The organism is Auritidibacter sp. NML130574 (genome assembly GCF_003185725.2).
In the GTDB taxonomy this organism is placed as follows: domain Bacteria; phylum Actinomycetota; class Actinomycetes; order Actinomycetales; family Micrococcaceae; genus Auritidibacter; species Auritidibacter ignavus.
Genome location: NZ_CP031746.1, coordinates 745240 through 765246, shown reverse-complemented (window position 1 = coordinate 765246; position 20007 = coordinate 745240). Strand labels below are relative to the sequence as shown.

General features: G+C 61.5%; 19 protein-coding genes. 11 read left to right on the top strand and 8 right to left on the bottom strand.

Annotated elements, in window-relative coordinates:
- The first annotated feature begins 6 nt into the window (after positions 1–6).
- On the top strand, positions 7–1638 hold the full coding sequence (locus DCC27_RS03525) for a Na+/H+ antiporter NhaC family protein (protein WP_110098323.1): 1632 nt from the start codon (positions 7–9) through the stop codon (positions 1636–1638).
- Here the strand turns inward: DCC27_RS03525 and DCC27_RS03520 are convergent.
- Positions 1635–2753: a lipoate--protein ligase family protein gene (locus DCC27_RS03520; RefSeq protein WP_369859748.1), complete on the bottom strand. Its 1119-nt coding sequence runs from the start codon at positions 2751–2753 to the stop codon at positions 1635–1637. The genes DCC27_RS03525 and DCC27_RS03520 overlap by 4 nt on opposite strands.
- 38 nt (positions 2754–2791) lie before the next feature.
- Here DCC27_RS03520 and DCC27_RS03515 point away from each other — a divergent pair, with 38 nt between their 5' ends.
- The 5 genes from DCC27_RS03515 (at position 2792) to DCC27_RS03495 (ending at position 8791) form a co-directional block, all read left to right on the top strand.
- Positions 2792–3361, top strand: coding sequence for a hypothetical protein (locus DCC27_RS03515; protein ID WP_110110139.1), 570 nt, complete (start codon positions 2792–2794; stop codon positions 3359–3361).
- A 129-nt stretch (positions 3362–3490) separates the two neighbouring features.
- A complete protein-coding gene (locus tag DCC27_RS03510) occupies positions 3491–5179 on the top strand; it encodes an ABC transporter substrate-binding protein (protein WP_110110138.1) in 1689 nt (562 codons plus the stop codon).
- Between the two features lie 63 nt (positions 5180–5242).
- Positions 5243–6280 (top strand): ABC transporter permease, encoded by a 1038-nt coding sequence (locus DCC27_RS03505; RefSeq protein WP_246840128.1) that lies wholly within the window; start codon positions 5243–5245, stop codon positions 6278–6280.
- Complete coding sequence (locus DCC27_RS03500; RefSeq protein ID WP_110110136.1) at positions 6277–7092, top strand: ABC transporter permease; 816 nt, start codon at positions 6277–6279, stop codon at positions 7090–7092. Before DCC27_RS03505 ends, DCC27_RS03500 begins: the two co-directional genes overlap by 4 nt.
- Before the next feature lies 1 nt (position 7093).
- Positions 7094–8791, top strand: coding sequence for an ABC transporter ATP-binding protein (locus DCC27_RS03495; protein ID WP_110110135.1), 1698 nt, complete (start codon positions 7094–7096; stop codon positions 8789–8791).
- Positions 8792–8862: 71 nt separating this feature from the next.
- Here DCC27_RS03495 and DCC27_RS03490 read toward each other — a convergent pair whose 3' ends face one another.
- The 4 genes from DCC27_RS03490 to DCC27_RS03475 form a co-directional block, all read right to left on the bottom strand.
- A complete protein-coding gene (locus DCC27_RS03490; protein ID WP_110100582.1) occupies positions 8863–9120 on the bottom strand; it encodes a type B 50S ribosomal protein L31 in 258 nt (85 codons plus the stop codon).
- Positions 9121–9302: 182 nt separating this feature from the next.
- Entirely contained in the window at positions 9303–10148 is an 846-nt protein-coding gene (locus tag DCC27_RS03485; protein ID WP_110110134.1) for an RNA methyltransferase, read from the bottom strand.
- Between the two features lie 53 nt (positions 10149–10201).
- Entirely contained in the window at positions 10202–11047 is an 846-nt protein-coding gene (locus DCC27_RS03480; protein ID WP_110110133.1) for a sulfite exporter TauE/SafE family protein, read from the bottom strand.
- A gap of 163 nt (positions 11048–11210) precedes the next feature.
- Entirely contained in the window at positions 11211–12068 is an 858-nt protein-coding gene (locus tag DCC27_RS03475) for an ABC transporter ATP-binding protein (RefSeq protein WP_110100585.1), read from the bottom strand.
- Positions 12069–12117: 49 nt separating this feature from the next.
- Between DCC27_RS03475 and serB the strand changes: the two genes are divergently transcribed.
- Positions 12118–13149, top strand: a complete 1032-nt coding sequence (gene serB, locus DCC27_RS03470) for a phosphoserine phosphatase SerB (protein ID WP_110110132.1) — start codon at positions 12118–12120, stop codon at positions 13147–13149.
- Positions 13150–13170: 21 nt separating this feature from the next.
- Here serB and DCC27_RS03465 read toward each other — a convergent pair whose 3' ends face one another.
- Together DCC27_RS03465 and fabG are read right to left on the bottom strand one after the other, a co-directional pair.
- Positions 13171–13956, bottom strand: coding sequence for an SDR family oxidoreductase (locus DCC27_RS03465; RefSeq protein ID WP_110110131.1), 786 nt, complete (start codon positions 13954–13956; stop codon positions 13171–13173).
- A 66-nt stretch (positions 13957–14022) separates the two neighbouring features.
- A complete protein-coding gene (gene fabG / locus DCC27_RS03460) occupies positions 14023–14763 on the bottom strand; it encodes a 3-oxoacyl-ACP reductase FabG (protein ID WP_110110130.1) in 741 nt (246 codons plus the stop codon).
- A 189-nt stretch (positions 14764–14952) separates the two neighbouring features.
- Between fabG and DCC27_RS03455 the strand changes: the two genes are divergently transcribed.
- The 4 genes from DCC27_RS03455 to DCC27_RS03440 all read left to right on the top strand — a co-directional run bounded on the left by DCC27_RS03455 (position 14953) and on the right by DCC27_RS03440 (position 18306).
- Entirely contained in the window at positions 14953–15480 is a 528-nt protein-coding gene (locus DCC27_RS03455) for a DUF3099 domain-containing protein (protein WP_110110206.1), read from the top strand.
- Positions 15477–15737, top strand: a complete 261-nt coding sequence (locus tag DCC27_RS03450) for a hypothetical protein (protein ID WP_246840127.1) — start codon at positions 15477–15479, stop codon at positions 15735–15737. The genes DCC27_RS03455 and DCC27_RS03450 overlap by 4 nt, the downstream gene beginning before the upstream one ends.
- Positions 15738–15748: 11 nt before the next feature.
- Positions 15749–16645 carry an SURF1 family protein gene (locus DCC27_RS03445; protein ID WP_110110129.1) on the top strand — a complete coding sequence of 299 codons (897 nt, stop codon included), beginning with the start codon at positions 15749–15751 and terminating at the stop codon, positions 16643–16645.
- A 170-nt stretch (positions 16646–16815) separates the two neighbouring features.
- Positions 16816–18306, top strand: coding sequence for an HNH endonuclease signature motif containing protein (locus DCC27_RS03440; RefSeq protein ID WP_148707498.1), 1491 nt, complete (start codon positions 16816–16818; stop codon positions 18304–18306).
- Between the two features lie 2 nt (positions 18307–18308).
- Here the strand turns inward: DCC27_RS03440 and DCC27_RS03435 are convergent, their stop codons facing one another.
- A complete protein-coding gene (locus tag DCC27_RS03435) occupies positions 18309–19907 on the bottom strand; it encodes an ABC-F family ATP-binding cassette domain-containing protein (protein ID WP_110110127.1) in 1599 nt (532 codons plus the stop codon).
- Positions 19908–20007: the final 100 nt, after the last annotated feature.

The window sequence follows — 20007 nt, the reverse complement described above, 5'->3', positions numbered from 1 at the left end:
TCACTCATGGTTGAACAACTTCCTTGGCTTACTATCCTTCCACCCGTGCTGACCATCGTGTTGGCCATCCTTACCCGTCGGGTGGTGACCTCGCTGGCATCCGGTCTCGTGCTCGCCGCCCTGCTGGTCGCCAACTTTCATCCGGTTGAGTTTCTGGTGGCGGTCTGGGAAGCTTTTGCGGCCCAGTTCTGGGCCGACGGGGAGTTCGACACCTATAACCTCTTTATTGTGATCTTCCTGTGGCAGCTGGGAGTGATGACCACCCTGATGATGATGGCCGGGGGAAATCGAGCCTTTTCCCATTGGGTCAGCACGAAGATCAGCTCCCGCCGTGGCGCCCAAGGCCTCAGTTTGGGTATGGCCTTCTTGTTGTTTATCGACGACTATTTCTCCGCGTTGGCCGTCGGCCAGGTTGCTCGGCCGGTGACCGATAAGTTCGGGGTCTCCCGCGCAAAACTCTCCTATATCGTCGATTCCACCGCAGCCCCGATGACCGTGTTGGTCCCCTTCTCCTCCTGGGGCGCTAGCATCATCGGGCTACTCTCCCCCGTCATTGCCGCCTCCACGCTGGGGTTCAACGACGTGGTGCTCTTCCTCGGGGCCGCGGTGTCCAACTACTACGCCATCGCCGCAGTCATTCTGGTGATCGCCGTCGTCGCGCTACAACTAGACCTTGGCAGTATGCGGGTTGAAGAGCGCCGGGCAATCACCGAAGGTAAACCCTACCGGGACGGAGAACTGATCCCCGGCGAATTGGATGAAGACCTTCCCAGTGCGAAAACGGCCGGAGTATCCACCCTGGTGGTCCCCCTGGTGGTCTTGACCCTGAGCGTGATCGGCCTGATGTATGTTACCGGCTGGCTGGAATCCGGTGCGCTGAACCCCATCGATGCGCTCGGTGAAACGATGCTTACCGAATCGCTGGTACTCGGCGGCTTGTTAGGTATGATCGTCGCGTTGTTCTACTACATCCGCAACACCGGCACCGACACATCTTTCTCCCATTCTGCCCGCGCGCTGGGTCGTGGCGTGTTCGCCGGGCTGAAATCCATGACCCCGGCGATCGGTATCCTCATGCTCGCCTGGATGCTCGGCGCCCTGATTGAAGTGCTCGGCACCGGTGAATTCCTCGCCGAGCTGATCAGCGACTCCACCCTGGGGGTCGAGTGGTTGCCACTGATGCTGTTCCTGGTGGCTGGATTCATGGCCTTCTCCACCGGCACTTCGTGGGGTTCCTTCGGCCTGTTGATCCCGATCGCTGGAACCATCGTGGTCTCGTTGGGTGCCGATGACCATTTGATGGTCACTCTGGGCGCGGTACTGGCCGGGGCGGTGCTAGGCGACCACATCTCCCCGATCTCAGACACCACGATCCTGTCCTCGACCGGGTCCCAGGCCAACATCATCACCCACGTGCGCACCCAGCTACCCTACGCAACCGTGGCCGCCGGGGCCGGGCTGGTCGGCTATCTGGTCGCCGGGCTGACCCCGGGGCCCTGGTGGGGTCTGGGTGCCACCGTCGTGGCGCTGTTCATCGAGTTGTGGATCCTCAGCCGGATCCTGACCGATTTGGAAAAGGAAGAAACGCTCCACGGCCGGGTCCACATCGGCGGTTCCCCGCACACCAGCTGGCCCTAAGGCACCCGGTGGGTCCAGGACTCGGTGGAGAACTTCTCGGCCGCCAACGCCTCAGCACGGGTGATCTCCTCATCGGTGAGGTCCCGCACCTCGGCCTGGTAGTGCTCGGCAAAGGTGTTGATCAGCACGTCCCAGATCTGTTGCCGGCTGAGACCGGTTTGGCGCCGGAGCGGATCCACGCGCTTCTTGGCCGAACGAACACCCTTATCAGAGATCTTCTCTCGGCCGATGCGCAACACCTGGGTCATCTTCTCGGCATCAATGTCGTAACTCATCGTCACGTGGTGCAACATTGACCCAGCAGCCAATCGCTTTTGCGCTGCCCCACCGATCTTGCCCTCCGGAGTGGCAATGTCATTCAGTGGCTGGTAGAACGCCTTTACCCCGGTGGAAGCCAATGCGTCCATGACCCAAGAATCCAGGAACGGGTACGAGTCGGTAAAGCTCATCCCATCGACGAGCGAGGTCGGTAAGTACAGCGAGTAGGTTAGGCAGTTATCGTCTTCCATGAACATCGCCCCACCACCGGAGACGCGACGCACCACGGTGATCCCGTGCTCGTCGACGGCCTGGGGATCGACCTCATTGGAGTAGGACTGGAAGGAGCCGATCACCACCGAGGGTTGATCTTCGGGCCACTGCCACAACCGCATCGCCGGGCGGGTGCGTCCGGCGGCCACATCCTCGGTGAGCAACTGGTCCAGGGCCACTTGGGTCTGGATCGGAATCACCTGTGGGCGGATGACCTCCCACTGGTGATCCTCCCACCGGGTGGCATAACCGGTGGCACGACGCACCGCGGTGGCGACCGCATTGGCATCAAAACCGAACATCACCGTGCCTTCGGCCACCGCGTGATTGACCGCACTGGCCAGCTCGGCATGCGAGGCATCCACCGGCAAGCCCAACAGGGCCCGGTTGATCTCGGCTAGGGCCTCATCGGGTTCCAAGAAGAAATCCCCGTTGAGGTTCATGGTGGTGATGACACCGTCGGCCACCTGCAGATCGGCGACTACGAGTTTTCCCCCGGGGACCTTAAACTCCCCATGAAAATCTTGGGTGGCACCGTGGACGGCGGAACGGGACTGCTGGACTTCGTCATGATTTTCGCTCACATCTCTAGCCTACGCTGTTGACCGGTAACCTCGAAGGCATGGCCGAAGATTCCTCCCAGATGACCACCAGCACCCATCCGCCGCGTCCCGGTCTGGTGGGACTGACCTGGGTGGCACTTATCCTGGTGGTGGCATGGGTCGGGCTTTCTCGTGTGCTGATCGGCACCGCCGGAGCGTTGAGTGTGATCTACGCACTCACGCTGGTGCCCGTGCTGGCTATCCTCGGAATACTCACGCTGACGGTTCCGCATCTGCGAGGCACCCGCGTTCCCAGCCGAAGTCTGGGCTGGTTGGGGATCTCACTGGGTTGCGGTCTGGTGCTTGGTTTCTTCCTGCCCGACGCCCCGGGAAGCACGTCCTCTGTGGTCGGCGTAATGTTTGGAGAAGCCATGGCAGGAGCCGCCTCAGCAATCTCCAACCCCATGGCCGTAATCATGGTCTTTTGCGCGGTGATGGCCTGCGTTATGGCCTTCCTAGACTCCCGCCCTGCGGGCCCGCGCCGGACCACCGATGAGGACCGCTACCAGGGCACGGGATTCTTCCCCCTCTTAGAGACAGACAACTCAGACAAATCCGGCCACGATCCCCGTCCAGACTCGGATGCATGAGTGCCCTGTGTGACCGCTGTGACGTCGCTTCTGACGTGACACCGGGACATACGATACGTTGGAGTTCGGTATTAAGTTTGTGCCAACATTAGGTTTACTCTCATCACAGATCTTGGAGCACACTCCCTCATGTCCCATCGCTCACATCGTTCCCGTTCACGACGCGCCCTGCTCAGCGCTCTGCCACTCAGCGCGCTGATCCTGGCCGGTTGCTCCGGTGATAACTCCGGGCCGGCCGCCGATGAAGACCGCGAACCGGTTGTCGGTGGCACGCTGACCTATGCGACCGGTGATGCCGAACCCGACTGCCTGGACCCGCATAATGGGGGCAATTATCCGCAGTCCCTGGTCTCCTCCCAGTTCTTGGAGACGCTGTTCACCCGCGATGAGAACGACGAGATCATTCCGTGGTTGGCCGAGTCCGCCGAGCTGTCCGATGATGGGCTGACCTATACGATCACCGTGCGCGAAGGCATCCAGTTCTCGGATGGCACCCCGCTGACCTCGGAGGCTATCAAGGCCAATGTCGAGCACCTGCAGGATCCCGAAACCAAGTCCTCGACCGGGTACCTGGGGGTCGAACAGGTCGAGTCTGTGGACGTCGTTGATGATCGGACCGCCGAGCTACACATGTCCCGCCCCGATAACTCCTTGCTGGAATCCCTGGCCATGCAGTGGACCGCGATCCACTCTCCGGAGTCCCTGGACCGGACCGAAAATGAGATCTGTGAACAACCGATCGGAACCGGGCCCTTCGTCGTCGAATCCTGGGATCGGCAACAGCAGATCATCTTGCAACGCAACGACGACTACGTGCTCCCCAACCGCGATGAGGGCCGGGACGCCCGAGCCGAAGACAACGACGGCCAAGCCTACCTGGATGAGATCATCTGGCGGTTCATCCCCGAAGCATCCACCCGCTATGCCGCCCTGGAATCCGGCGAGGTCGATGTGATCGACAATCCCCAGCCCGATAACGTCCGGCAGGCCATCGATACCGGCACCTTCGGCCATCTCGACGCACCCCGTCCGGGATCATCGAACCGCCTCGAGCTGAACTCCGCCAAGGCGCCCTTTGATGATCCCGCCGTGCGCGAGGCGTTCATCAAATCCCTGGATATCAACTCCTCGATCGATGGGCTGTTCTTCGACACGGTCGACCGCAGCTACTCGCTGTTGAGCTCGGTGGAACCGTTGGGCATCTCCGCCGAAGAGCTGTTTACCCCGGATGTCGATCGGGCCAATCAGTTGCTCGACGAGGCTGGATGGGACACCAAGGATGACGACGGGATCCGCACCAAAGATGGCGAACGCCTGGAATTAACTTTCCCGGTCTCCACCAACCAGTCCGTGCCGGCCGAGCAGTCGCTGTTTGAACAGATTCAGGCCACCGCCGCGGAGGTGGGCTTCGATGTCCAGATCGAATTGCTCGACCTGTCCAGTTGGTACGCTGCGCTGGGTGAGCACAACTACAATCTGGTTTCGGCCCCCTACACCAAGGTGGGTCCGTCGGTGTTGCGGATTCTCTACCACTCCGAGGGCACGATCCCGGCACCGTCGGGATATTTCGCCAATAACGCCCAGGTCACTGATGACGAAATTGATCAGCTGTTGATGGATGCCGAACAGACCACCGATGAGCAAGAGCGGGCCGATCTGTACGAGCAGGCTCAGCGGCGCATCCTGGAGGATTACTACGTGTTGCCGTTGTACAACCAACAGAACCAGTTCCTCTATCGGGCTGACGTCGGCGGTATGGGTGATACCAACGCGGTCGCGAACCCGCTGTACTACAGCGTCTTTGTTGATGCGCAGTAAAACAATCGGCCACCGGTCAGCGCGTGACGAGGCCGGGGTGGCTTGATGAGGAGGCCCTCCGCCGTGCTCAAACCCCTCGGAACCTGGTTGGTGCGCCAACTGGTCCGCGCCGTGGTGGTGCTCTGGCTGGTAGTGACCGCGATCTTTATCGGGGTGCGGGCGATCCCCGGAGATCCGGCTGAAGCCATTATGGGCGGGCCCGGCTCCCAGGCCTCGGCCGAAGCACTCGATATGGCCCGTGCCGAATATGGTCTCGACCGCCCACTGGTCGAACAGTATCTGATTTTTCTGGGCAATCTGCTCCGCGGTGATCTTGGGGTGTCCTATTCCTATCAGGACCCGGTGACCGAGATCATCGGCGACGTCTTCCCGCAGACACTGTTGTTGGCCGTGGTCTCGTTGCTCACCGCGTGGCTCCTGGCACTGGTCTTGTCGCTGATCTCGGTCGGTCGTGGCCGGGCCAGCCGGTGGATGACGAGTCTGTTAGAAATCATCGCTGCCGCGGTGCCACACTTCTGGCTCGGCGCGGTATTGATCACCGTGTTCTCCACCAACCTGGGTCTGCTCCCCTCGATCGATAACGGTCGGGCCTCTGGTCTCATCCTGCCAGCGCTAACCCTGGCGATCCCGATGTCTGGGTTCATGGCCCAGCTGATGCGGGACTCGCTCACTCAGGCGATGTCCAGCCCCTTCGTGCTGGCTGCCCGCGCCCGTGGCGCGAGCACCGTGCAGGTGTTTTTCGCCCACGGACTGCGCCACTCGATCTTGCCGGTGCTCAATATGTCGGGCTGGTCGTTCTCGTCGTTGCTGTCCGGGGCGGTGGTGGTTGAAGAGGTCTTTGCCCGGCCCGGTATCGGACGGGCCCTGCTACAAGGGGTACTCAGTCGCGATATCCCGCTGGTGACCGGCATCGCTGTGCTGTGCGCGGTCTGCTACATCGTTGTCATGGCCCTGGCCGAAGCTACCGAGCAGCTCATCAATCCCGCCGGCGTGGATCAGCATCCCGACCAGGACAGCCCCGACGGTCCACTCTCAGCCACCGTAGCCGAGGAGACCATCGCACCTAGCGTGGTGCCGGAACCGGGGGTGAGACGTTCGTGAGTCGCACCGGTCAAATCTTCTCTGCGATCTTCATCGGCGTGCTCGCCGTCGCTGCCGTGTTCCCCGGAGTGCTGGCCCCCGGCAACCCGCTGGCCGTCGATCCGGCGGCAGCGTTCAGCTCGCCCTCGGTCGATCACCCGCTGGGCACCGATGAATCCGGCCGCGATATCTACACCCGCATCATTCACGGCACCGCCGACTCGCTGCAGATCGGATTATTGGCCACCGCACTCGGCATGAGCGTCGCCCTGGTCCTGGGCTCACTGGCGGCCTTAGGACCGCGGTGGATCGACCAAGCCATCCTGGCCGTGTTGGAAACACTCTACGCGGTTCCCGCCCTGTTGCTGGCTCTGATCATTATCGCCTTCACCGGACCCGGACCCGAACCGGCGATTATCGCTGTGGGCTGCTCAACGGCCCCGGGCTACGCCCGCCTGATCCGTTCCCAGATCCGGATCCTGCGCGGTAGCGAGATGATGGAGGCAGCCACGGTACTGGGCCGGGGACCGGTGCGCAAAACCGTCAACCACCTGATCCCCAATGCGCTGCGGACCTTGATGGTGCTGGTCACCCTCGGGATCGGCCAAGCGGTGGTATGGGCCTCAGCTTTGAGCTTCTTAGGGCTGGGCACCCCGCCTCCGGCCCCGGAATGGGGAGCGATGCTGGCCAGTGGCCGCACCTACCTGAACCTGGCCTGGTGGATGACCGTCTTCCCCGGGCTGGCCATCGTGGTTGTTGCCGCCGGAGCCACCCTGATTGGTCGCGGGATCGGTGCCGGATCGGCCCATTCGTCCGGAAAGGTCACCCTCTAGCATGCAACACCGCCTCCCCTGCTCCGACCGCCCAGAACCTTTCGATCGCCCCGCACCCAGCGACCCGCTGATCACCGTCGACAACCTCACCGTCAGCTTTTCGGCCACCCCGGCGGTGCAAGGCATCAGCTTCAGCGTGCACGCTGGGGAATGTTTGGCCCTGGTGGGTGAATCCGGCTCCGGCAAATCTGTGACCGCCCGTAGCCTGATGGGCTTATCGGGTGGCACGGTCCACGCCGACACCCTGGAGATCTTCGGTGCTGACGCCCGGGACTATGGCGAACGGGACTGGCGGGCTCTGCGCGGTAACCAGATCGCGATGATCCTCCAAGATGCCCTGTCCGCCTTGGACCCGTTACGTCCCATCGGTCGGGAGATCGACGACGTCTTACGCCGGCACGGCTGGCTGGATCGCACGACGCGTCGCGACCGGGTGCTCCAGGCCCTGGAAGCGGTCAAAATGCCGGATCCGGACCGACGTGCTCGACAATACTCCCACCAACTCTCCGGCGGGATGCGCCAACGAGTGTTGATCGCCCAAGCCCTGATTGGAAACCCCGAGGTGGTCATCGCCGATGAAGCCACCACCGCCCTCGATGCGCCGCTGACCGCGGTGGTGCTCGACCAGCTGGCTACCATGCGGGACCAGGGCCGCGCGGTACTGATGATCAGCCACGATCTGGCCCAAGTTGCCCGGGTAGCCGATCGGATCGCGGTGATGCGCCAGGGCGAAATTGTCGAAACCGGTACCACTGAGACCATGCTCACCGCCTGCGAACACGACTACACCAAAACCCTGCTCAAGGCGATGCCCCGCGGGGTTCCCCGACACCAGCCGCTGTCGCCGACCACGGTCGAACCCTCACGCCCCAAACAACCAGCCGACCGCCCAGAGCTCTCTTCAGTGACGACCACCCAGCAGCAGTCCTGCCCGGTGCTGGTCGTGGACGGGCTGAGCAAGTCCTTCGGCTCTCTGACCGCCGTGGACGGGGTCAGTTTCAGCCTCAACCGAGGCACCACCCTAGGGATTGTTGGCGAATCAGGGTCCGGCAAAACCACGACCGCCCGGCTCATCCTCGGGTTGGAAGAACCCGATGCCGGCACCGTCAGGCTCGGCCAGACGCAGTTTACCCCCGCCACCGAATCGGATCGACGCGCCCACCGGGAACGGCTCGGTGCGATTTACCAAAACCCACTGGCCAGTTTCGATCCGCGCTACAGTGTCGAAAATATCCTCGTTGATGCGCTTAGCCGTGGCCGTCACCGACGCGGGGCACGCTATCGTGACCAGGTCACCGACCTACTCGACAGCGTCAGGCTCGCCCCCTCATTGGCCTCCCGCAACCCGGCCCAACTCTCCGGGGGGCAACGTCAGCGACTGGCTATTGCCCGGGCCTTGGCCACTAGCCCCGAGGTGCTGGTGCTTGACGAACCGGTGTCCGCCCTCGACGTTTCGATCCAAGCCACCATCCTGGACCTGCTAGATGAGATTCAACGCGCGCGTGGGACCAGCATGGTGCTGATCTCCCACGATCTGGGAGTGATCGAGCACATGAGCGACCAGGTGGCGGTGATGTATCGGGGCCGGTGCGTGGAACAAGGGGCCACCAGCGATATCTTCGCCTCGCCGCGCCACCCCTACACACAACAGTTGCTCACCGCGGTGCCCGAGCTACAGATCGACCGCTCCCGGCTGTAAACAAAAGCTCCCACCCGGTCGTCGAAACTGACCGAATGGGAGCTATCTGAGCGTCGAGTTGATCAACAAGCTTACTTCTTACCGCCGAAGCCCTTGAAGCGGGCGTTGAAGCGCTCCACACGACCAGCGCTGTCCATAATGCGCTGTTTACCAGTGTAGAACGGGTGAGAGACTGAGGAGATCTCGACGTCGATGACCGGGTACTCGTTGCCGTCTTCCCACTCCATGGTGCGCTCGGAGGTGACGGTGGACCGGGTCAGCACTTTTTCGCCGGAGGCCAGATCGTTGAAGATTACCAAGTGGTAATCGGGGTGAATATCAGTTTTCATCAGGATTCCTTCGCTGGGTGTCCCTGGATTTTGCCAGGGACACGAAAGATCGATCAATCATCGTGCAATAGCCCATCAGGGCCAGCTATTCATCATACACCGTTGGTACCGTGCACGGCCAATGTCCCTGGCGAGACCGACATTACGCCGGGTCTGTCAGTGCTGGGGCCGTGCCAGGCCGATCAGAGCGATGGGGCGCGCAATTGCCACATGGCGATCGAGGCCGCGTGGGCGACGTTGAGCGAGTCGACCCCGGTGTGCTCGATGGCCCCGGTGTGCTGCGGGATCTGCACGTGGGCATCCACGGCTTCCAGGGTCGGTTGGGTGATTCCGGGGCCTTCAGCGCCGAGGACCAAAGCCAGCCGATCGAGATGTTGCCACATCGGATCACCGATATCCTGGGCCTGATCGGTCAATTCTAACGCGATCGTGGTGAACCCCTGGGCCTGCAGTCGCTGGATCGCCGAGACCGTATGGGTTACCCGAGCAAAGGGCAACGTGAAGGTCGCGCCCATCGACACCCGCAATGCGCGCCGATAGTACGGATCGGCTGCGGTGGGAGTCAGAATGACCGCGTCCCAGCCCAATGCCGCGCCGGTGCGAAAAATTGAGCCCAAATTGGTATGATTATTGACCCCTTCGGCCACGAGCACCCGCCGGGTGCCTTTCCCGGTGACCGCCTCCAACGTCCTCGGTGCGGGTCGTTCCATCGCCGCCAGCGCCCCGCGATGCAGATGGAATCCGGTCAGTGCCGCAAGCAGGTCGTCATCGGCGGTGAATACCGGCACCTCGGGGTACGCCGCCAACACATCGGCAAAGGAGTCCAGGTACCGGTGGGCCAGCAGAAAGGAGCGCGGGGTGTGCCCGGCCATCAACGCCCGGCGCACCACGGTCGATGATTCGGCTAGATAGATCCCATAGCGGGCATCGGTACGGGTGCGTAGCGTGGCGTCTTTCAGGTTAAAGTATACCGCCAGCGTGTCCGCAGGATGCTGAAGATCCTGTGGAGTTACCTCATAGCGGGTCATGGTCGACACCTTCGGGTGTTGTTGACTGGGTTGTCGGTGTGAAAAATGTTGGGCTACGCCCCGGTCCCAAAGGGATCGAAGACCAGGTTGATCAGACCGGCCACGGCTACGATCACGATCACGATCCGTAGCACCAACGGCGAGATCCGGCGACCAATTTGGGCTCCGACAGAACCACCGATCAGGGATGAGACCGCGATCAGTAGCACCGCGGTCCAGTTGATCCGGTCGAAGGCGAAGATGATGTATCCGAGCGCTGCCACCACATTAACGACCGTGGACAGCCAGGTTTTGACCGCATTAGCGTGCACCAGCAAACCATTGAGGAACACACCCAACACACCGATCAGCAACACGCCTTGGGCAGCGACAAAATACCCGCCGTAAATACCGATCAAAAACACCAGCACCCACAGCAACGGTGACACCGGGCCGGTGGGCACCGGCACGATGGATTCGGATCCGGCCGGCGGTGCATCGTCTTGCTGCTGTCCGGCCTTGCGCGCTTTCACCCAGGCGGACATTTTCGGTTGCAGGATGACAAAAATGATCGCGAACACGATCAGGATTGGTGCCACGAAGCTGAACACGGCCTCGGGGAGCACCATGAGCAAACCGGAGCCGATCAGTCCACCAAGTAATGAGGCGGTGGTCAGCACTGGGACGACGGCTTTAGCCTGGTACAGCTCGCGACGGTAGCCCCACGTGCCGGAGAATCCGGCGGCGACCAGGCCGATGGCATTGGACATCTGGGCTGTTACCGGCGGGAAGCCCACCGAGACCAAGACCGGGAACGTTACCAGCGTGCCCGAGCCCACCACCGAGTTAATAGTTCCGGCCCAAAAGCCGGCCAAGAGCACCAGCAGAACCTGCCATAGTTCCAATCCGAGTATTTCCACCCAAGGTAGTGTACCGTCCGGTGGGCCAGAAGTAACGTCGATCGCACTGCCGTGGCTCGATCCGGCTCAGGTGAGGGTTTGCGTCCCCCTGCACGGGAACCCATCCGAGGAATGGGCCGGACGTGCTCTGGGGGTGTTGCGGTCGCGCGTTTGCGAACCGGTCCTAGCCGCGGGCGAAGGCGGTGAATCGTCCCTCGGCGGTACGCGAGACGTGCAACGGCAACCGGAAAGCCTCCGAGAGTGTTTCTTCGGTCAGTGCCGTTTCGATCGGTCCGGCCGAAACCACCCGGCCGTTGCGGAGCACCAAGGCGTGGGTGAAGCCTTGGGGGATGTCCTCCACGTGATGGGTGACCAGCACCGGGGTGGGGGCCAAGGGGTCCTCAGCCAGCTGGGCTAAGGAGCGCACCAGCGTTTCACGCCCGGCCAGGTCCAGTCCGGCCGCCGGTTCATCCAAGAGCAGTAGTTCTGGGTCCGTCATCATCGCCCGGGCGATCAGCACGCGCTTGAGTTCACCCTCGGACAGAGTTCCAATGCGCCGGTCGCCGTCGTGAGCGATGCCCCACCGACGCAACAACCAGCGCGCCCGATCCAGGTCAAGCTGATCATATTCTTCAGTCCACCGGCCGGTAACACCCCACGACGCGGTGACTACGGTATCCAAGATCTTCTCCGTGGCCGGGATCTGGCGGGCCACCTGCACTGAGCTCACACCCACCAGCGGGCGCAACTCGAAGACATTCACCGCGCCTAAGGTCTCCCCCAGAATCGCGACATTACCGCGAGTCGGGTGCATCCGGGTGGCAGCGAGGTTGATCAGCGTGGACTTACCGGCCCCGTTGGGGCCCATCACGATCCAGCGTTGCCCTTCTGTCACGGAGAAGCTCACCGCATCCAGGATGGTTTGCTGGCCACGCACGACCGTCGCGTCGGCAAATTCCAGCACCGCGTCGGGTTGGGGATCAAATTCGTGGGGTGATGGCAGGGACGTGGCGGGCGTGTCAACTGTATCGGAAGAGGCCATGTCTCCAGACTAGGCTAAAGCACGGTTGTAGGTCTTGAAAGGAATCGGCATGGCAACGAATCAGTCCTGGAAAAGCTTTCCCGCGTTGCAATCCTGCGAGCAGAACGTCGGCGAGCTCGCCGGGCGTGAACTGGCCGGGGTGTCGGATATCCCTGCCGGATCCCGCATCGTGCTCTACCGCTCAGATTCCGCCCCCGAAACTGCTGATGGTCCACGGCCCGTTGCGTGTCAGCATCCCAGAGCCCGCCACGTTGAGCCAGTCGCCGGTCCCGGGTGGGCCGGTTATCGTTTCGTGGTTGCAGATCAAGGGCAGGATCACCAGACTGAGGACCATGACGAGAAAGGTACTGCCTCATTAGAGTCCGCTCTGGCCGGGGATCGTGCCGAAGGGTTCCATGTTGCTGTGCTACCGGCTGATTTGGTACAACGCCTCAACACCGCACCCGTTGTGTTGGTTTTTGATGTGGACTCCACGCTGATCCAGCAAGAAGTCATTGAACTATTAGCCGCCCACGCGGGCCGGGAAGCCGAAGTGGCCGAGGTGACCGAGCGTGCCATGCGTGGCGAAATCGACTTCAGCCAGTCCCTGCACCACCGAGTCGCCGCGCTGGCCGGACTGCCTCGCCAGGTCATTGCCGAGGTGGCCCAGCTGGCTACCCCGACCACCGGCGCGACAAACCTGATCAACGCGGCCCACGCCCACGGCGGAACTGCCTGCGCGGTCTCGGGTGGCTTCACCCAGGTGCTGCAGATCCTCCGCCACCGACTGGGATTAGACGAGTTCAGGGCGAATACCCTGGAAATTGTCGACGACCGTCTGACCGGTGCCGTGGTGGGCGAGGTTGTTGACGCTACCGTGAAAGGACAGCAACTTACTCGCTGGCGCGAGACCCTCGGAACCACCGACCAGCCTACTGCTGCGGTGGTCGTCGCCATCGGTGACGGTGCCAATGACATGCAGATGGTGCAACGTGCCGACTATGGCATTGCCTTCAACGCCAAACCAGCACTGCGCCCGCACGCGGATCTAGAACTCGATATTGCGTCCCTGGATCCGGTCCGGGCGCTACTGGGTTACTGATCCGCCCCCAGCGCGGTCTGATCAGTTCTCTGCGTGGTCTGGATCGCCGGCCACGGCCAAGAAGTCCTCGGCTCCCCCGACATATTCAGTGTGACCGGTCTGAAGATCGGTGCGACCTACCAATCCGGCAATTTCTTCGGCAAATTCCGCCACAGTATAGAGCTTTCCGGCAGCTTGGCGACGTGCCTCGATCGCTCCAGGACGCATGCGGTTGAGCAAGGTGGCGGTAATGGTGCCTTCGATCATGTCGGCGGTGGCGACCACCAGCCGGATGCCCTTGGCAGTCAATGCCGGGATCTGCGCGCGCAGGGCCACTTCTCCGGCGCGCTTGGACCGGGCAACCTGCTCGTACTCCGGCAAGGTATCAACCTGATCGATGAAGTGTGCCTGGTGGCTGGTCACAAACACGACCTCGGACTGTTCGGGCATCACCTCAGCGGCTTCGGTCAACAGCGCCACCTGGGCGTCACGGTTCAATCGCATGGCGTAATCTTCACCCAGATCGGATTCCATGCCCCCGGAGGCATTCAGGATCAGGATCGACAGCTCTCCGAAATTCTCCGTGGCTGCCTGAATCATGGCGGCCCGGCCCTGAGCCTCAGTGATATCTGCGCCAACAGCCACCGCCTTGCCACCGGCTTCCTCGATGGCGGAGACGACCTTCTTGGCCCGCGGTGCTTTCTGGCGGTAGTTCACCACCACCCCGGCGCCACGCTCGGCTAAAAACTTTGCGGTATCGGCTCCGACCCCGCGAGACGACCCGGTGACGATCGCCCCGCGACCGGTGAGATCTGGTAATTCGGTCATGATGCTCTTTCTCCTCGTATCCATTCCCTCTGACGATATCTCACGATCAGAGCTGATCAGTTCGGGTCAGTGTCCCATCCCCAAACCACCGTCGACCGGAATGATGGCCCCGGAAATATAGCTGGCCTCATCGGAAGCCAACCAGCGCACCACACCGGCCACCTCGGAGGGCTCGGCGAAACGCGCCGCCGGAATCTGGGTCTTGTACTTCTTCTTCAAGTCCTCGTCCAGCGACTCGGTCATCTCGGTATTGATATATCCCGGTGCCACCACATTGGCGGTCACATTTCGGGATCCCAGTTCCCGGGTCAACGACCGGGCCATCCCGATCAGTCCCGATTTCGAGGCCGCGTAGTTGATCTGCCCCGGCGAGCCCAACATGCCCACCACCGACGAGATCAGCACCACGCGACCTTTTTTGGCCCGGATGAAGCCCTTAGCAGCGCGCTTGAGCACCCGGAAAGCACCGGTCAGATTGGTATCGACCACGTTGGAGAAGCTGTCCTCGTCCATCCGGAGCAACAACTGGTCGTCGTTGATCCCGGCATTGGCCACCAGCACCTCGACCGGCCCGAATTTTTCTTCCACCTCGGTAAAGGCCGCATCGACTGAGGCCATATCGGTCACATCGGCTGTCACGCACTCTAGCCCCTCGGGACCGGTACCGGAGCGGGAGGTAATCACCACGCGATCTCCGGCATCCCGAAAGGCTTCGGCAATGGCTAGGCCGATCCCCCGGTTACCACCGGTAACCAGGACGGTGCGGGCGGTTATGGACTGCGGGCTCTGATCAGACTGCTCGGACATCTCTGCTCCTTGTTGCGAGGGGACGATTTCACGACGGTACGGGATTGGGCGTTCACCGGGGAAGAAACACCCGGATTGATCAGTGTCCACTCTACGGGCGAAAGTGGGACAATGGAGGATGACTTGCAGGATAACGAGACAAAACGGGACAACCAACCGCGCTATGGCACCCACCCAGAAGGCAAGCCGATGACTGAACACCACCGAGGTCGCTCCTCGCGGCCGGCCTCCGGTCGTGGCGGGCACGACAACAAGGTGTACGAGATCACCTCGGCCGACACCTCGTTAACCGAAGATCAGTCCGGCCGTATCCGGCGTTACACCATCCAGATGACGATCCGTACCGTATGTTTCATCGGTGCGGTGCTCGCCGACGGCTGGTTGCGTTGGGTGCTCTTCATTGCCGCGATGGTCTTGCCTTACTTCGCCGTCGTGTTGGCCAACAACACTCGACAGATCGGATCCACGACCGTCGAAGATCAACAGGCACTCCCGCAACCCGAGCCCAGTCCCGGCTCTTCTTCCTCGTCGTCGGCGCAGGGTTCGGCGCTTTACGGGCAGCTCATGCCCTCTGAGGAACCGGATGCGTCTGAGGAAACGGAGGCGTCGCCGGGGGCACCGCAGAACCAACACGCCGATCCTCTTGCGGATGATCCCGGCCACAACCGGGCCGACCGCGCTGACCGAGCCGACCGCGCTGACCGGAGCACGTCATGACCGATCATGGACACGACGTGCTGGGCCAACTGTTTGCAGCCAGCTCGGCAGCCACCGATGCTGGGCAGACCGAGATCGAACAGAAATGTTCCCGTCGCGGATGCCAAGAAACCGCCCGATGGAAGATAGTCTGGAATAACCCCAAAATTCACGCCCCCGAGCGGGAAAAGACCTGGCTGGCCTGCGATGCCCATCGCCAGTACCTGGAACAATTCCTCGCCGCGCGCACTTTCTGGAAATTCACCCGACCCCTCTGACAGATACGTCCATGGTTTCACACACCACCGACCCGAAACCGAAGCTGGACTTCCGGTTTCTCTTATCCGGCCCCTGGATCGCCGGATTCATATTCTGCATCCTCTTCGCGGTGGTCTGTTACTTCCTTGGCGACTGGCAGATGGATCGTCGCATGCACAAGCTCGATGAGATCAATAAAATCGTGGCCAATTACGATCAAGACCCGGTCCCCTACGCCGAAAATTCCTCAATGTTTACCGAGTTCGACGAGCAGGACAAATGGACCCCGGTCAGTATAGAGGGCGAGTACCTGACCGACGACACCTTGCTGGCCCGCAACCGTCCCCGAGCTGGAAGCCCCGGTTATGAGGTGCTGGTACCCTTTCGTACCGTTGAAGGCGATACGATCCTGATCGACCGTGGTTGGTTGCCCACCGGTGCTGGCGCCGATGGTCCTGACGCCGTCCCCGACCCGCCGGGAGGCACCGTCCAGCTTATTGCCCGTGTGGTCGACGGCGAGCCCACCCTGCAACGTCAGGCCCCCGCCGGCCAAGTCGCCTCGATTGATCTACCGGCGATCAATAATCTCGTCGACGACGAGATCGCCGAGGCAGCCTATGGGCTGATGGCCAGCGAAACCCCCGACGCCGAAGACACGCCCCAACAACTGCCCCCGCCCGAGCGGGATGAAGGACCGCACCTGTCCTATTCGATGCAGTGGTTCACTTTTGGGTTGATGAGCTTCGTCGTCTGGGGTTATATGGCCCGTCTGAAGGCCATTCAACGTCGCGAAGACGAGATGTCCGGAGAAACCGAAGAACAAGGTTTCCTCTCCGCCCAGCGAATCGAGCGCGCCAAGCCGGTCAAGCGTCGCCGTGATGGTTCCAAGACCGATGAGGAAATTGAAGACGAGATGATGGGATACTGACCGCACGTCGCACCGTGTCCGATCGTCCCCCCCTGCTTAATCTTCCCAACCTAGTACTGCTTTCGCATCGGTCGGCGGTAGCCTCCACATGTGGCGGTTTTGCGGCCAGGACTCCACAATCATCATCCCCATCAGCCGTCCATGATGGTCCCCCACCTAGTGTGGTGGCCATGAGCCCACAGATTCCCCGCGAGAACTCCGATCAGACCGTGCTGGCAGAGCTCACCACGCTCCACCAGCACCATTGGGCGCTGGCCGAATCCTTGACGCTCACCGACGAATCCACCGCGATCGATGTCATCTCAACCTTGGAAAAAATCCAAGCCACGGCTGTGGCCATGCAGGCTCAAGCCGCCTCCCAGTTAGAGAAGCTCCGTCTGGACCGCGAAAAAGCCGCCGGCATCCCCAAGAATCGGCGTGGTTCGGGGCTCGGGGCCGAGATCGCCATGGCACGCAAACAATCCCCCCAACGTGGCAATGGATTTCTCAACGCCGCCCGTACCATCACCGACCACATGCCCGGTGCCCTCGGTGCCATGCGCTCCGGGGAGCTCTCCGAAGCCCACGCTATGACCCTATCCCGGGAAGTTCGTGGCCTGGCCCCCAGGATCATCACCGAGATCGATGATCTGCTCAGCGACCAATACGGTCGGCTCTCACCCAGACAGCTGGGCAAGCAGTCACGTGGCCATGCTCAACGGCTCGACGCCGACCAGCTCGCTCGTCGCGCGGCTACAGCCCGCAAGAATCGACGTGTGACCACGGGGAGCGCTGGCCCCGGTATGGCCAACCTTAACGCGTATCTGCCCTCCGAACAGGTTGCAGCTGTTTACAACACCTTAGAACGTGATGCCAAGAAACTCCTCGCGCCCACCCAACGCACGACATTAGAACGGCACGGTCGGGCCGATCACCGCACTCTTGAACAAATCATGGCTGACCTGTTGGTCGAACGCATCACCGGGCAGTCCAAGGCCGGTAATGTCGCTACCCAGGTCAACATCGTGCTCACCGCCGACGCATTCCTCGGCGAGGATAACACCCCCGCCATGATTGCCGGCCAGGGCCCCGTGCCCGCAGCCACCGTTCGGAAATGGTTGGCCAACCCCGAGGCCAAGCTGTTCCTTACCAAGCTCTTTGTCGATCGACAGACCGGCAAAATGGTGTCCATGGAATCCGGTTCCCGGCTCTTTCCGGCAGGACTGAAGAAGATGATCAGTCTGCGCGACGATATCTGCCGCACACCGCACTGCGAGAACCCGGTAGAAGAAACCGACCACGCGCAGCGACACACCGATGGTGGCGCCACCAGCTATGACAACGGTCAGGGACTGTGCCGGGTGTGTAACCAAACCAAGGAGAAAATCGGCTGGAAGCACGAGTCCGATGCCGACGGGCTGCAGGTGACCACTCCCACCAATCATACCTATGAAGCCCCCACCGATCCGTTGCTTCCCGGTAGCCTCAGGCCGTTACCGCCACCCAAACCACCGTTTCAGCAGAGACAATCACCGCGCTGTGAAACCTGCTCCAACGACCCACCCGATGACGATTCTCCCGCCGGTCCGGCCGATCCCAACGCTCCGACACCTTCCGAGGACCTGCAAGGTCGCGACCGATCGGATGGGGAATTTAACGATTACCTTTCCGGCATGGGTTGAGCTCAGGTCAGTGAAACCAGGTCCAGATAGTCCTCTGACCACATATCCTCATCGGCGTCCGGCAGGATCAACACGCGGTCGGGGTCCAAGGCCTGGACCGCACCCTCGTCGTGAGTCACCAACACGATCGCACCTTCATAGCGACGGATCGCGTCCAAGATTTCCTCACGAGATGCCGGATCTAAGTTGTTGGTTGGCTCATCGAGCAACAACACGTTGGCCGAGGACACCACCAAGGTTGCCAAAGCTAAGCGAGTTTTCTCGCCACCCGAAAGGACCCCGGCTGGCTTGTAAACATCGTCGCCGGAAAATAAGAATGATCCGAGCACAGTTCGCACCGCGGTATCGTCCAGGTGCAACGAGGAGCGTTGCATATTTTCCAGCACCGTGCGGTTGACATCCAGCGTCTCGTGTTCCTGGGCGTAATACCCCAGTCGCAGGCCATGTCCGGGAACGACCCGTCCCGCATCAGGCTGTTCCAATCCCGCTAAGAGCTTCAGCAATGTCGTTTTACCGGCCCCATTGAAGCCGAGGATGACCACGCGAGACCCCTGGTCGATAGCCAGGTCCACCCCGGTGAACACCTCCTGGGTGCCATAGGATTTGGTCAACCCCTCGGCCGACAGAGGCACCTTACCGCACGGGGCTGGAGCCGGAAATCGTAGGTTGGCCACCTTTTCGGTGTGACGCTCTTCGGCCAGTCCCTCCAACATCTTGTCGGCCCTTTTAGCCATCTGCTGGGCGGCCACCGCTTTGGTCGCCTTCGCGCGCATCTTATTGGCCTGCGCATACAAAGCCGCTGCTTTCTTCTCCGCTGAAGCCCGTTCCCGGCGACGCCGACGTTCATCATCCTCACGCTGTTTCAGGTAGGCCTGATACCCCATGTTGTAAATGTCAATGACACTGCGCGTGGCGTCGAGAAAAAAGACGGTATTGACCACTTCATCGATCAATGCCAGATCGTGAGAGATCACGATTAGCCCCCCGGAGTAGGTTTTGAGGTAGTCGCGTAACCATTCCACCGAGTCCACATCCAAGTGGTTAGTGGGCTCGTCTAGGATCATGGTGTCCGGAGCTGAGAAGAGGATCCGGGCCAATTCAACTCGGCGACGTTGCCCACCGGAGAGCGTTTTCAATGGCCGTTCCAGCATTTCGGCGTCGATCCCTAAGTTCCCGGCGATGGCATTGGCCTCCGATTCGGCAGCGTAGCCTCCGGCGGAAATAAACGCGGCTTCAGCGGCGGGGTACCGCTTGATGCCTCGTTCCATCACGTCGGGATCTGGCGACGACATCTCCGCCTCGGCTTTGCGCATCCGGCGAAGTAGTTCTCCGAGCTGACGCGCTTCTAAAATCCGTTCTTGCACGGTTTGCTCGGGATCGCCCGACCGTGGATCCTGTGGCAGATATCCGACCGATCCGGTTCGGGTCACCTCGCCGGTGGCTGGGACTACCTCGTCCATCAACACCTTGGTCAACGTGGTCTTGCCGGCCCCGTTGCGCCCGACTAAACCGACCCGGGTACCGCGGTCCACACGGAAACTCACGTCCTCTAGCAGGGTGCGCGAGCCAACGGTGACGGTCAGATTATGAGCAGAAATCATCAGGGTTACCTTTGGGGGTTGTGGTCGTAGCTGAAAGGGTTCCGCACGGAGGCACACCAGGGTGGCGCAGAGGTGCACATCTGGGGCAACTCCAGACTAG